Genomic DNA, 13962 nt, shown 5'->3' with positions numbered 1-13962 from the left:
CCTACTTGCCGACGCCGTCGGCGAGGCCTTTGACGAAGTACCGCTGGCAGGCGAGAAACAGCACGACCACCGGCACAGCGGCGATGACCATTCCTGCGAACACCACGGGGTAATCGGTGCCGTGCTTGCTCATCAGGCTCGTCAACCCGACCGGAAGCGTCTGCGCGCCGATACTGCTCGTGAACACCATCGCGAAGAGGTATTCGTTCCAGGCGAACAGCACCTGCAGCAGCACCGTCGAGACGAGAATCGGCTTGCACATGGGCAGGATTATGCGCCAGAAGGTGGTCCAGCGGCTCGCGCCGTCGATCTGCGCAGCCTCGTCGACCTCCATGGGCAGGTCGATCATGTACGAGCGGATCAAGAAGGTCGTGAACGGAATGCGGAAGGCGGTGTAGAGCACCATGAGCGCCCAGAACGTGTTGTACAGACCCAGGGCCTGAAACATTCTGACGAGAGGCACCAGTGCGACCGCGGGGGCGAGCATCAGGCCACCCAGAATGATGGACGACCAGAGCGCGCTGAACGGAATCTTCACGCGCGTGAGCCCGTACGCCGCCCAGGCGCTCACGAGCACCGTGGTGATCGTCGACACGACCGTGACGAGCAGGCTCGTCGTGAGGAAGTCGCTGACTCCCCGATTCCACGCGTTCGAGTAGTTCTCCCAGTTCCACTGCTGCGGCAGCGCGAACGGATTGCCGAAGAGCTCGGCGTTCGTCTTGAAGCCGTTGAAGATCATCCACAGCAGCGGATAGATCACAATCACAGCGAGCCCGATCAAGAACGACCACGCGAACACGCGCCCGATGATCCCGAGGAACGTCACCTTGCCGATGCGCGGCCGCTGGGGGCGCACCGTCAGTAGTACTGCTGTCTCGGTACTCATACCTCGACCCTCCGTTTCCGTGTGTACCACAGCTGTGCGAGACCGATGCCGAGTGAGAGCACGAAGATGACGACGGCGATCGCAGCCGCGTACCCGAAGTCGTTTCGCACGAAGCCATTGCGGTAGAGCCACGTGCCGAGCACCTGAGTGGAGTTGTTCGGGCCGCCGCTGGTCATCACCATCACTTCGTTGAAGACCTGGAAGGCACCCGAGATGGTGACGATCATCATGAGCCCAGACATCTCTCGCACGAGGGGAAGCGTGATCGTGAAGAACCGGCGAAACGGGCCGACGCCGTCGAGCTGCGCCGCCTCGTAGAGCTCGGTCGGAATGCGTTGGATCGCAACGGTGAAGAGCAGCGCCGAGTAGCCGAACCCCTGCCACTGACTCATCGCGATGATCCCGAGCATTGCCGTGCTCTCCTGCCCCAGCCACGGCTGTGCGAGGGCATCGAGCCCGAAGAAGCCGAGGGCGCTGTTGAGCATGCCGATGTTCGGCTCATAGATGAAGTAGAAGAGCAGACCCGAGACGGTGATCGAGATGGCTGACGGGATGAAGTAGATCACGCGCAGCGAGTTGCGCACCCGGGCGTTTCTGACGCTCTCCACCATGGAGGCGATGACCAGCGCACCTCCGACCTGGAAGACGATCGACATCACCGCATAGAGCAGATTGTTGCCGAGCGAGCGCCAGAAGATCGGATCATGCAGCAGCTTCTCGAAGTTCTTCGCTCCGACGAACTCCTGCGTTCCCGAATAGATGTCCCACTCGCTCGTGGCGAACCCGAAGTTCTGCACGAGGGGGAGATAGACGAATGCGATCAGAATGACGATCGCGGGGGCCAACCAGAGGAGCCCCGTGAGCGAAGCGCGGCGCGAGTGCATGTCAGTACCTTTTTCGTTCAGGATCGGCGGGGGCGGCCGAGCTACGGCGCTCAGCCGCCCCCGCCTCGGATCACTGCGCCATCGAATTCGCGTTCTGCACGCTCGCGAGGATCTCATCGGGCGACGTGTCACCGCTGATGAGCGCTTCACCACCCGCCAGCCAGGCATCGGCCACTTCGGGAACGGTCACCGTGTCGAGCCAGACGACCAGCTGCGATGCGTCGTTGACCTGCTCGATTCCACTGAAGACCGCAGCACTCGAGGTGTCTTCGGTCACCGCTCCGACCACCGTGCTCGGCTGCCCGTAGGGCGGAGATGAAAGCGTCTGCGCATTCTCCTGCTCCGTTGCGAACTTCATGAAATCAACGGCGAGCGGGGCGCGAGGAGACTTCGCATTGATGAGGTATCCCTCGGGCGAGCCCTGAATGGCGTCGGCATCGCCCTGGGCGCCCTCGGGCACCGGCAACTTGAAGATGCCGAAGTTCTCAGGAGTGAGCTCCGCACCCTCCGCGGTAACGGTGTCGAATTCGAGGATCTCCTGGTAGTACATTGCGGCGCGCCCGCCGGAGAGTGCCTCCTGGGCAGTGGTGTAGAGCACGCCATTGGTTCCGCGGCCCGAGTCCGTGCACTCCGTCACGAGCTCATCGAACTGTTCGAGCGACTCGACGTAGCCCGGGTCGTTCCATTCCGCCGTAGCTGGGTCAAAATCGGCGTGCAGCGTTTCGGATGGCACGTTGTATCCGAAGAGCTGCTGCAGGTAGTGCAGCGCGGGCCACCCATCTTTGTTGCCGAAGGCGATCGGCTCGTAGCCGGCCTCTCGCAATGGTGCGCAGGTGTCGATGAGCTCCTCGAACGTCGTCGGCACCTCGACGCCGGCTTCCTCAAAGGCCGCAATGTTGTAGCCCATGAACTTGCCGTTGTTGTACAGCGGGACGCCGAAGTATTTGTCGTCGAACTTGAAGGCGTCGAGCGAAGCTTCGCCGAACTGCCCGCCCCACTCGGTGCCCGGAGCGATGACCTCACTGAGATCCGCGGCGAGCCCGCCTTCCACGAAGTTCTGAGCCCAGGTGCCAGCCCAGGTGAAGTAGATGTCGGGCAGCGCGCCTGACGCTGTGAGCGTTTTCGTCTTGTCCTTGACCGACTGATCCGTCTCTTGGATGAACTCGAACTCCACTTCCGGGTGCAGCTCCTGGTAGTCCTCCGCCACGTCGAGAAAGTAGGGTTCAAGCGGTTCCCCGGCGAATTTGGTGAGGATGCTGAGCGTGCCCGCGTACTCGGGTTCGGCAGTGACGTCGACGGCTTCTGCGACACCACCGCCGCCCGCGCATCCGCTCAGCGCAATGGTTGCCGCTGCGGCCATCACGATGGCCGAGGTTGTCTTTCGATGCATATTCATGCCCTCCTCTTTGAGAGCGCCGCTGGTACGCGACGGCCCGCCCGGTTTGTTCAACGGCGTCGGCAAGTCTGTCTCTGAGCACCTGATACCGGTCCCACCTGCCTGAAAAGTATTGTGACCGAATGCCAGCGCCACCGCAAGCCCTGTCCGTCTACTTCTCCGTATTCGCATGCGCGAGCAAATGTTTCGCTCGATGCGGTGTTGACGCAGATCGGTTCGCCGTGGCACGATACTCGAACGTGATACCGGTATCAGACCGGGTCAAGGAAGCGTCACGAAAGGAACGTCACCATGCTCGGTTTCAACGAGGAAGAACTGCGTGAGCAGCTCAGCAGTGCGGTCGCCCTCCGCCCGCAGATCGAATCACTCGTCGATCAGCTGCAGAACATCGACAACGTGCTCCTCATCGGCTCCGGAGGCACCTACGCCCAGATGTGGCCCTACGAGTACCTGGCCCGCCGCCACTCCAAGCTCCCCGTTCGCGCAGCCATCTCCCGTGAGCTCATCGAATCGGGTGACGCCTGGCTCGGCACGGGCACGCTCGCGGTCTTCGCCTCGGCATCGGGAACCACCGAAGATGTACTGCTGGCAATCGATTACGTGAAGAGCAAAGGCGCGACCACCGTCGCATTCACCGGCATCGGCGATTCGCCGATCGCTCAGAACGTCGATCACGCGCTCGTCTGCGCGCCCAAGACCTGGCCGTTCGATCCGCAGCTGCTGCTGCTCGTGGGGCGCATCATGAACGTGCGCGGCGAATTCGACGGATACCCGTCGCTCGCAGACGAACTCGTACACCTGCCCGACGCCGTGATCGAGGCGGCGAAGGCCACCGAAGACAAGGCCAAGGCATTCGCCGAAGCCCACAAGGACTCCGACTACTACTTCCTCATCGGAGGTGGCCCGCTGTGGGGCCTGACCTACCTGTACTCCATGTGCGTACTCGAAGAGATGCAGTGGCTCCACACCACCCGCGTGAACGCTGCCGAGTTCTTCCACGGCTCACTCGAGCTGCTCGAAGCAGACACACCCGTGCTGATCTTCCAGGGAGAAGACGAGACACGCCCCCTCACCGATCGTGCAGAAGCCTTCGCAAAGCGGATCTCGAACGACGTCACCGTGCTCGACAATCGCGACTATGAGCTCGCCGGCTTCAGCCCGGAGAACCGTGCACTCATCGCCCCGATCGTGCTCGACATCGCGGTCGGACGATTCAGCAAGCACCTCGAGCGGGTGCGCGACCACTCGCTCGATCTGCGCCGCTACTACCGCGTCATGGACTACTGACCCGGACCCCGACCCGGGCCCGCGCGGACCTCGCCGTCCACGCGGGCCCGGGTCACCCCTCCCCTCCGTGCGCGACGCCCGTTCCGCACGACTATCGCGCTTGAGAGGAACGCTCAGTGAAGATCCTCGGATTCGGCGACAACATCGTCGACCGCTTTCTCGATCGCCGTCGCGATTACCCCGGCGGCAACGCCGTCAACGTCGCCGTGTACGCTCGTCGCCTGGGCGCAGACGCCGGGTACCTCGGAGTCTTCGGCGACGATCCCCTCGCACGCTTTCTGCAGTCCGCGCTCTCGAACGCGGGCGTAGACCATTCCCGCTCCATCGTGCGTCACGGCGAGACCGGCATCTCCACCTTGAATGTGATCGACGGCGAGCGCGTCTTCCTCGAATGGAACGACGGCGGCGTCACCGTGCGGGAGCCCATCGATCTGGATGACGGCCGGTCGGAGTACGCGGCAGGCTTCGACCTCGTGCACTCCAGCGTGTACTCGCGCACCGAGCCCCAGCTTCCACGACTGCGCGAGACGCGCGCGCTCGTGAGTTTCGACTTCTCTTCGGAGCCGGAGTTTCGCAGCGATGCCTACATCTCGCGCGTCGCACCGCACATCGATCTTGCACTCCTCTCATGCTCCGATCAGAGCGTTGAACAGACGCATCGACTGCTCGACACGGTGATCCGTGCTGGAGCGGGTATCGCCCTCGCCACCAGAGGAACCGACGGGGCGATCGTGACTGACGGAACGCATCGCGTCTCGGCCCCCACGCCCGTCATCGACGACCCCGCCACCATCGTAGACACCATGGGATGCGGCGATGCCTTTGTGGCGGGATTCATGGTTGAGCTGCTTCGACGCGGTTGGAACCGCCACCGCCCACCGAGCCGGGATGACCTGGTCGCCGGCCTCGATGCGGGCAACGCGTCATCGCGTGAGCAGTGCTTCGTCGAATCGGCATTCGGTGGGGGGCGTGCGATCCCGATCGAGGATCTGCAGCAGTACGAATCCGCTCGGGCCGCAGCGCACGGTGGGCTCTAAACTGGAGCTTCCGGCATCGAGGAGGTAGACCGTGGGCAAGCCTCGCCCTTCCGCGCCAACCATCTCAGAGGTCGCGGCGGCCGCCGGCGTCGGGCGGGCCACAGCTGCCCGCACACTCGGGGAGTACGGCTACGTCAGCGCCGAGATGCGAGACCGCGTACTCGCTGCAGCCGAAGAGCTCGGCTACCGCACCAACCAGCTCGCGCGCAGCGTGTCGACCGGCGTCAGCCACACGATCGGCGTGGTCGTCGCCGACATCTCGAACCCGTTCTTCGGCGGGGTAGCGCTCGGCATATCGGAGGTTGCAAGCGCGCGCGGATTCGACGCATTGGTGCTGAGCACCGCGGAGCACCTCGACGAGGAGATCAACGCGGTCAACGTGCTCGTTGACAAGCGAGTCGACGGGATCATCCTCTCGTCGGCCGCGTGCGCCGCTGACTCAACCTCGCACCTGCAACTTCCGCACGAGCACGGCATCCCACTCGTGCTCCTCGACCGTTTGATCCCCGGACTCGATGTCGACGCCGTCGTCATCAACAACCGCGCCGCCGCCCGTCTCGCGACCACTGAGCTCATCAACGCTGGCCACTCCCGCATCGGCTTCATCTGGGGCCCGCCGGTACCCGGCCGCATCAAGTACCGACGCGAACTCGTCGAGGCCGCGGGCCGCAATCTGTGGTCCGACGGCGAGCGACTCACCGGCTATCTCGATGCGCTTGACGACGCCTCGATCCCCCTCGATCTTGACCACATCATGCTCGGCGAGAAGACTGAGGCGCGAGCGTATGAGGCAGTCACGCGGATGCTCTCGCTCGATTCGGCACCCACGGCATTCTTCTGCACCGAGACCGATGCGCTCACCGGGACGCTGCACGCACTCCGGGATGCGGGGCTCGCGATCCCGAGCCAGGTCTCCATCATCGGCTTCGATGACAGCTCATGGGCGGCCGTGATGAATCCGCCGCTGACCATGGTTCGGCAACCGATGCTCGAACTCGGTCGCCAGGCTGCCGAGCTGCTGCTCAGCCGCATCGATGCCCCCGCGGATGACACCTCGCCTCCGGTGCAACGTGAGCTCGAGGCAGAATTCTTTCGACGAGACTCCGTCGCGGCGGCCACGTCGGTCCGCGACTGACCAATCGCGAGGTGAGCCGCAGACTATCGCTGGCGGAGCACCGTGAACGAGATCTCGCTGCCGCGATGGTAATCCTTCGCGTGCAGTACACGGCGCCCTGACACACTGAGACCGACTTCGGTCACGAGCAGCCACGGCCCCATTCCCGTCAGATTGAACTGCTGCTCCCAGTCGGCGGGCAGGTCAACCGCTGAAACGGTGGCGAGAGCGGTCTGCACGTATTCGCCGTGCGCGGCGAGCGCGGCGGTCAACGAACCGCCCCAGTCCCGATACTCGACGGGCCCCGGGAGGAGCTCACGCGGCACGGTGTTCTGACTCACGACAAGCGGGCGGTCGTCTCCGAAGCGGATTCTCACGAGTCGAATCACCGGAGCGCCGACCTCGATCTCGAGGGCGGTCGCCTCTTCCGAATCAGCGGCCGCCTCTGAGACACTGAGCACCGCGCTCGACACCGCGTACCCGCGTGCGGTGAGCACCTCGGTGATGCTCTCGTACTTCGTCACCGGCCGCTCGACCCGGAGGCCGCCGGAGGCCGAGAGAAATCGCCCCTGACCCTGCACCGCGACCACGAGGCCGCTCTGCTCGAGCTGACGAAATGCCTCGCGAACCGTTGAACGGGAGGTGCTCAAGCGGTCGGTCAATGCGGCCTCAGTGGGAAAGCGGTCACCCGCACGCAGGCCGAGCTGGGCGATGAGCGCCGTGATCTGATCTCGGGCACGGTCGACAGCGCTCTCCCGCGTCGCGGTACGGGCAGGTTCGTCAGACAAGGCTCAACCTTTCTTCGGGTGACTCAAGGTTCAGCTTAGCCAAGCGGCATCCCGGTGTCGCAACGGCGCAGCCACGGTGCCCATGTACACCTTGCATACGGGCTTGTGTGACATTTAGACTTGTTGTCTGACAACATTGAACATCAACAGACAGGAGCGATGATGCTCAAGTTCGAACCAGAGGCCTACCTCGCCGTGCAGCGCGGGGCTATCGACCTGGAGCCCGCCATACGGTCGGCAGTGCGAGAATGGCTCTCCACGGGAGGCGAGAACCTCTTCTTCATGGGCGCCGGAGGGGTGAACTTTCTCATGCTTCCGGCCGCGCGACTGCTGCAGACCCGATCCACCCTCCCGGTGCACATCGAGATGAGTGCCGAGATCATCCACTCCGACAGTGTGCACCTCGGGCCGGGGTCGCTCGCCGTCTTCCCCTCGGTCTCCGGCACGACGAAGGAGGCGGTAGCAGCCCTCCGCTTCGCGAAGTCGCGGGGCGCGACGGTTCTGAGTCTCACCGCGCACCCTGCCACCCCCATCGCGGAGCTCGCTGACATCGCCCTCTCCAACGAATGCGCCGATCCCACCTCGAGCGAGAACTTCACCCTGCAGTCGCTGCTGATCGCGCTCGCGGTCATGGATGCCCGAGGCGAGATCGACGACTACGATGCCGTCATTTCAGAGCTGCGCCGACTCCCCGATCTTCTGGTCGCTGCGAAGCAGGCGTTCGAGGCGCGCGCCGAATCGCTCGCGATCGAGATCGCCGACGAGCAGCACCACATCGTCACGAGCGCCGGCGGTTCATGGTTCGAGGCGATGTACTACGGCATGTGCATTCTCGAAGAGATGCAGTGGATCTGGACCCGCCCCGTGCACGCCTCCGATTTCTTCCACGGCACCCTCGAGCTTTTGGAACCCGACACGAGCGTATTCATTTTCAAGGGAGAGGATGAGCAGCGACCGCTCACCGACCGCGTCGAACGCTTCGCGCGCACGGTGACCGACCGCGTCAGAGTGATCGACACCCTCGATTTCGAACTCGCCGGGCTCAGCCCACGCGTGCGGGCACTCGTCTCACCGATCGTGCTCGCCGCCGTGCTCGAGCGACTCAGCACGCACCTTGAGCGCGTGCGCGATCACGACCTCACGATCCGCAGGTACTACAAGAAGGGCGACTTCTGAGTGCGAGTGCCACCGGCGCGGCGGGGGGGGGGTTCAGACGGTCGCCGACGCCGGGTCGGCTTCGGCGGGCCGGCGCTTGCGCTTGCGCCCGATCTCATTGAACAGCAGGTTCAGCAGCACCGCCGTGATCGCGGCCGAGCTGATGCCCGAGTGGAAGATGGTACTGAACCACGTGGGAAACCGATCGAAGAAGTCGGGCGCGACGACCGGGATGCACCCGACGGCCAGCGATGCCGCGACGATCAAGAAGTTGAAGTTGTTCTCGTAGTGCACTTTACTGAGCGTGCGAATGCCCGACGCGGCCACGGTTCCGAAGAGCAGAATGCCGGCTCCGCCCAGCACCGCCATGGGCAGGGTGGCGATTACGCGACCGAGCACGGGCAGCAGCCCGAGAAGTACGAGGATCGCCCCGCCGGTCGCGACGACGAATCGACTCTTCACACCCGAGATGGCGACGAGCCCGACGTTCTGGGCGAATGCGCTCTGCGTGAAGGTGTTGAAGACCGGGGCGACCACGCTCGACAGCATGTCGGCTCGAAGACCGTCGGCGATCCTTCGCGAGTCGACCTTCGATCCGGTGATCTGCCCGACGGCGAGCATGTCGGCTGTCGTCTCGGTGAGAATGACGAGCACGACGATGACCATCGAGATGATTCCGCTGATCTCGAAGACCGGCAGACCGAAGGCGAAAGGCTGTGGAATCGCGAAAACGGCGCCATCACCCAGCGAGGAGAAGTCGGTTTTGCCCGCGATGAAGGCGATGACGGTGCCCAGCACGAGGGCGAGCAGGATCGCCATGCGGTTGATGCCGTACACGTGCACCCGCGAGAGCACGAGTGCGATGAGCAGGGTCGCTCCGGCGAGCGCTATGTTGCTCACACTGCCGTAGTCGTCTGCGGTCGCCGTTCCGCCCATCGCCCAGCGGGCCGCAACGGGGATGAGGGAGATGCCGATCGTGGTGATGACGACGCCGGTGACCACTGGCGGGAAGAACCGAACGATTCTCGCGAAGAAGGGCGCGATGAGCAATCCGATCAGAGCTGCTCCGAGCACCGCTCCGAACACGGCGGGCATGCCCCCACCGCCGCCAACGATGGCGACGAGAGTCGCAACGGAGGCGAAGGAGGTGCCCTGCACGAGGGGAAGCTGGCTGCCGAAGAACGGGAGCCCAACGGTCTGCAGGATCGTCGCGAGCCCTCCGACGAAGAGGCAACTCGCGATGAGCACACCGATCTCCGTGCTCGACAGGCCCGCGGCGGTGCCGATGATGAGCGGTGGGGCGATGATGCCCCCGTACATGCTCAGCACGTGCTGCATGCCGTGGGCGAGGTTCTTGGTCCAGTGGAGGCGCTCGTCTTCGGGTCGAGGAGCGCTGTGGGCGGTTCTGGAATTCACGGCCGATGACTCAACTCTCGATGACGACTACTTCTGATGGTGACCTGCTGCGACAATAGCTTAGAATTTGTGTAAAACACATCTATGCTTAAAAAGTAAGTAATACCGATGAGATCGTAGGTGCCGTATGGCAGTTGAATCGCTGCTGCGGGAGTTGCTCGAAGCGGGCAGTCTCACGCAGGTGCTCATCCAGTCCGAACGACTCTCGGAGGCGGCACGCCTCGAACCGGAGGCCGTCGAAGCCCTCGCCGCGGCAATCTTCGGCGAGGATCAGATCGTGGCCATCGCCGCGTTGCACGCCGTCTCGCATATCGAGAACGACGCCACCGGCGCGGGCAGCATGGCCGACGCGGCGCTCGTAGGCGCGCTGCGCGATCCTCGGCCGTTCATACGCGAGCACGCAGCATGGGCCTCAGGGCGACGCCGGCCCGACGCGGCATCCATCGACCCGCTCATCGCGCTGCTGGTCGGAGGTGGCATGGGCGGCATGCTGGCGCAGCGCACACTGGAGGCGTGGGGCGACGATGCCGGCGAGTTACTCATCGAAGGTCTCGAGCTGGCGCTGGAACAGCACGCAGACGCTTCGGTACGACGGCGCGTGACCGAGACCCTCGGACTCATCGTCGGCCCTCGGGCGACGGCGGCGCTGAACCGCATCGAAGGTGACGGGCGCGAAGCCGGCGAAGTGCGAGAGGCCGCGCGTGAAGCGCTCGACGACGCACAACGGCGCGACTCCCCCCATGCCGCAGCCACCCGCGGGGCTTCGAAAGCACCCCAAGAACTGACCGTCGCCCAGCTCTTTCTGGGCGCAGACATCGATGCCGGCCTTCGCACGGTCGGCAGCGGCAACAATGGCGGGATCGCCACTCTGCTCGTGCGACTCGGTGATGCACTCGTCAACGGCGGCCGGCGAGACGATCACGCGGCGAGTGAACCTGCTGCCCCCGTCGGCCGCGTGCTCACGCTCTCGCGCGGCGGCGACGCGCCGTCTGCACCCATTGCGGGCGATGACCGTACTCGACACGAGTACGCCCAGATCCGGCTGCCCATCACCGCCACCCGCGCGGAAGACACGTGGTCGAACTTCGTCGCCGCGCGACGCGGCATCGCCCGCGCACTTGCAGACCATGGGCCTGTTCATGCGATCCACCTGCGCATGGCCGATGTCGGCACGCTCGCGGCATGGGATGTTGCGCGCTCGGCGGGGATCCCGGTGATCTTCACCGCCGCGCCCGACCCGCACGCGCTCATCGAGTCACTGGAGCACACCGGCGCACTGACGCGGCAGAACTTCGGAGATCACGATGCGCGCGATCGATACTGGTTGAGGGCCCAACTGGTGCGCGACCTCGCCCGCGCGGCCGACCACACCGTGCTCATGCCCCGCGAGAACCTTCGCGACGACCTGCACCGTCTCGTCGGCATCGAGGTCGGCGACCCCGCGCAGTACACCGCGGTGGCCGAGGGGATCGACGTTGCAGTCATCGACGAAGCCGTCACCGACGCCCGCGGGCTCGCCTCGGGGGCAACGGCCGGCCCCGAGCTGCACGAGCTCCGCGAGCTGCTGCAACAGCTGCCGCCCCACCGCCGCGACCTCCCGCTCCTCATCAGCGTGGGGCGCCTGCACCGGGTCAAGGGCATGTCGACGATCGTGGAGGCGTGGGAAGACCCCGCGCTGCACGCCCGCTGCAACCTGCTGATCGTGGGCGGCAACCTCGCTCGGCCCTCGGCGGATGAAGCCGAGCAGCTCGCGCACATCGACGCGACGGTGGATCCCACCGAGCGCGCAGCGCACGGGCTCCTTCTGGTGGGCCACCGCCCGAACGAGACCGCGGCCCGGTGGATCGCCGCTGCGCGCTTCGGCATCCCCGGCCTGGCCGCCCCGCATGGCGTCTACGTCTGCGGCAGCATGAAAGAGGAGTTCGGCCTGGCGATCCTCGAGGCCATGGCAGCTGGGCTCTTCGTCATCGCCCCGCTTCGCGGCGGCCCGGCCACCTATGTGGAGCAGGGGCGCACGGGGCTGCTGGTCGACACGTCGAACTCCGAACGGCTGCGGGAAGCGATTGTGGAGGGCCTCGCCGCGGCTCCGCGCGCCGCGAACGACCGCGCCATCGCGTCGCGCGCACTCGTATCCGAACGATTCTCGATCCACACCATGGCCAATACGCTCGCCGGAATCTATGCGGCCGCTCATCAGCGCCGCGATTCGGCATCCCACACAGATTCGGACTCGCACGCATGACGCTGCTCATCATCAGCCCCGACTACGCCTCCCATCTCTACCCGCTGGCGGCTATCGGTCAGGCATGGCGGGATCGCGGGCACCGCGTCGTCGTGGCGACCGGGCCCGCGACCGCGCCCATCGTGCAGTCATTCGGCTACGAGCACGCGCTGCTCAGCCTCGGCAAGGGGTCGAACCCGGGTACGATTCGCGCGGAGGAGCAGCCGAAGGGTGAAGACGACGTGCTGCGCGGATTCTTCGACGCGACCCGGGCGGGCATGATCGAGACGCTGGCGTTTCAGGCTCGGGCGCGACTGCACGACCTCATGTGGCAGCCCGTCGAGACGGCGCGCCGCGTGCTCGACATCATCGAGCAGGTGCGGCCCGACGAGATCGTGGTGGATCACCTCGCCTTCAGCGCGCGACTCGCTTTACGGTCGGCCGACATCGACCACATCGACATGGTGCTGGGGCACCCGACTGCGCTGCCGCTGCCTGCGGCCGGCGAGCTCTACGGATACCCCGCTGCGTGGCCTCGGGCGTTCTCGCCGAGCGCGCACGAACTCGAAGCGCTTCGCGAGCTCTGCGCGCGGGTGAGCGCGTCGTTCACCGCGGAGTGGAACCACGCGCTCACCGAGTTGGATCCCGCGCAGCCGCCCTCACTCGACGCCTTCGCGGAGCACGGCGACTTCTTGGTCTTCAACTACCCGGCAGAGCTCGTGCCCGAGGAGCGCCGGGAGATCCTGCCCCCGCACACCTTCATCGGCTCATCCCTGCGGCCTGAGCAGCCCGACTCCGACGTGCAGCGCTGGCTCGACGCGAGCGCCGAGCCGTTCGTGTACGTGAGCTTCGGCAGCTTCCTGTCGGTGCGCGACGACGTGCTGCGAAAGATTGTCGAGGCGCTGCGCCTGCTGGGCGTGCGCGCGGCGATCGCCCACGGTTCGTCGGATATCGCGTCGCTCGGCGAGCTGCCCACCGACTGGCTGGTGCAGGAGTTCTTGCCGCAGGTGACACTGCTCGAACGCGCGGCAGCTGCCGTGACGCACGGCGGCAACAACAGTGTGACCGAGGCACTCTCGTTCGGCGTTCCGCTCGTGGTGCTGCCGTTCTCCACCGACCAGTTCGCCGGCGCCGAGGCGCTCGAGCAGGCCGGGCTCGGCTCGGCGCTCGCACCGAACGAGGCGTCGGTGCCCGAGTTGCGCGACGCGATTGCGCTGATGCTCGAGCGCCGGGGCGGTCGCCGCAGCCTCGCGGAAGCGCTCGCCGAGAGTCGGCGCGCCGCCGATCTGGCGTACACGGCGCGCGTCTGAGCCGCGGTCGCGCGCAGAAACACGAAGGGCCCGTCGCTCGGCGACGGACCCTGGTGGCGGAGGGTAGGGGATTTGAACCCCTGACTGGGGGTTACCCAGTGCTTGTTTTCAAGAGCAGTCGGCGCTCCCTCTCCAGTCCTGTTTCACCTGGTTCTTTCCTCCGTGCAGGATCCACCAACCAACGTGGACCAACCTGTTGGCCGGGACTGCTGACGGTTTGGTTGACTCGTCTTGTTTGGGGTTTCAGGCCGCGTGAGCGGCCTCTGTGTTGATTATCTCGAACTCGATGGGCGTGAGTCTTCCGAGGCGTCGTTGCCGGCGTCGGCGGTGGTAGGTCCGCTCGATCCATGGGGTCTGATGCACGTTTAGGTGACATTCAACATGGCTAGTTTCTGCTGGCCTGGAAGGATGAACCTATGCCCCCTCGCTACCCCAAAGAGTTCCGTGACGACGTCATAAAGATCGCGT

General features: G+C 65.2%; 11 protein-coding genes. 6 read left to right on the top strand and 5 right to left on the bottom strand.

The annotated features are described in order from the left end of the window. Position 1: 1 nt before the first annotated feature. The 3 genes from AB0O71_RS03780 to AB0O71_RS03770 all read right to left on the bottom strand — a co-directional run bounded on the left by AB0O71_RS03780 (position 2) and on the right by AB0O71_RS03770 (position 3160). Positions 2 to 886, bottom strand: coding sequence for a carbohydrate ABC transporter permease (locus AB0O71_RS03780; RefSeq protein ID WP_363742197.1), 885 nt, complete (start codon positions 884 to 886; stop codon positions 2 to 4). Next, the gene (locus AB0O71_RS03775; protein WP_363742194.1) at positions 883 to 1770 is read right to left on the bottom strand and encodes a sugar ABC transporter permease; all 888 of its coding nucleotides are present in this window, start codon (positions 1768 to 1770) and stop codon (positions 883 to 885) included. The genes AB0O71_RS03780 and AB0O71_RS03775 overlap by 4 nt, the downstream gene beginning before the upstream one ends. A gap of 70 nt (positions 1771 to 1840) precedes the next feature. Next, on the bottom strand, positions 1841 to 3160 hold the full coding sequence (locus AB0O71_RS03770; RefSeq protein WP_363742191.1) for an ABC transporter substrate-binding protein: 1320 nt from the start codon (positions 3158 to 3160) through the stop codon (positions 1841 to 1843). A 297-nt stretch (positions 3161 to 3457) separates the two neighbouring features. Between AB0O71_RS03770 and AB0O71_RS03765 the strand changes: the two genes are divergently transcribed. The 3 genes from AB0O71_RS03765 to AB0O71_RS03755 all read left to right on the top strand — a co-directional run bounded on the left by AB0O71_RS03765 (position 3458) and on the right by AB0O71_RS03755 (position 6625). Then, entirely contained in the window at positions 3458 to 4453 is a 996-nt protein-coding gene (locus AB0O71_RS03765; RefSeq protein ID WP_363742188.1) for an SIS domain-containing protein, read from the top strand. A gap of 116 nt (positions 4454 to 4569) precedes the next feature. Further along, complete coding sequence (locus tag AB0O71_RS03760) at positions 4570 to 5490, top strand: PfkB family carbohydrate kinase (protein ID WP_363742185.1); 921 nt, start codon at positions 4570 to 4572, stop codon at positions 5488 to 5490. Between the two features lie 31 nt (positions 5491 to 5521). Then, the gene (locus AB0O71_RS03755; protein WP_363742182.1) at positions 5522 to 6625 is read left to right on the top strand and encodes a LacI family DNA-binding transcriptional regulator; all 1104 of its coding nucleotides are present in this window, start codon (positions 5522 to 5524) and stop codon (positions 6623 to 6625) included. A 23-nt stretch (positions 6626 to 6648) separates the two neighbouring features. Here AB0O71_RS03755 and AB0O71_RS03750 read toward each other — a convergent pair whose 3' ends face one another. Further along, positions 6649 to 7392, bottom strand: coding sequence for a GntR family transcriptional regulator (locus AB0O71_RS03750; protein ID WP_363742179.1), 744 nt, complete (start codon positions 7390 to 7392; stop codon positions 6649 to 6651). A gap of 159 nt (positions 7393 to 7551) precedes the next feature. Between AB0O71_RS03750 and AB0O71_RS03745 the strand changes: the two genes are divergently transcribed. Next, a complete protein-coding gene (locus tag AB0O71_RS03745; RefSeq protein ID WP_363742176.1) occupies positions 7552 to 8568 on the top strand; it encodes an SIS domain-containing protein in 1017 nt (338 codons plus the stop codon). A gap of 33 nt (positions 8569 to 8601) precedes the next feature. Here the strand turns inward: AB0O71_RS03745 and AB0O71_RS03740 are convergent, their stop codons facing one another. Next, positions 8602 to 9963, bottom strand: a complete 1362-nt coding sequence (locus AB0O71_RS03740; protein ID WP_363742174.1) for a nucleobase:cation symporter-2 family protein — start codon at positions 9961 to 9963, stop codon at positions 8602 to 8604. Positions 9964 to 10090: 127 nt separating this feature from the next. Here AB0O71_RS03740 and AB0O71_RS03735 point away from each other — a divergent pair, with 127 nt between their 5' ends. Continuing rightward, the gene (locus AB0O71_RS03735) at positions 10091 to 12205 is read left to right on the top strand and encodes a glycosyltransferase (protein ID WP_363742172.1); all 2115 of its coding nucleotides are present in this window, start codon (positions 10091 to 10093) and stop codon (positions 12203 to 12205) included. Further along, on the top strand, positions 12202 to 13494 hold the full coding sequence (locus AB0O71_RS03730; protein ID WP_363742169.1) for a nucleotide disphospho-sugar-binding domain-containing protein: 1293 nt from the start codon (positions 12202 to 12204) through the stop codon (positions 13492 to 13494). Before AB0O71_RS03735 ends, AB0O71_RS03730 begins: the two co-directional genes overlap by 4 nt. Positions 13495 to 13962: the final 468 nt, after the last annotated feature.

Origin of the sequence: Leucobacter sp. NPDC077196 (genome assembly GCF_040687075.1) — a bacterium.
Classification (GTDB): domain Bacteria; phylum Actinomycetota; class Actinomycetes; order Actinomycetales; family Microbacteriaceae; genus Leucobacter.
This window is presented reverse-complemented; position numbering and strand designations above follow the sequence as displayed.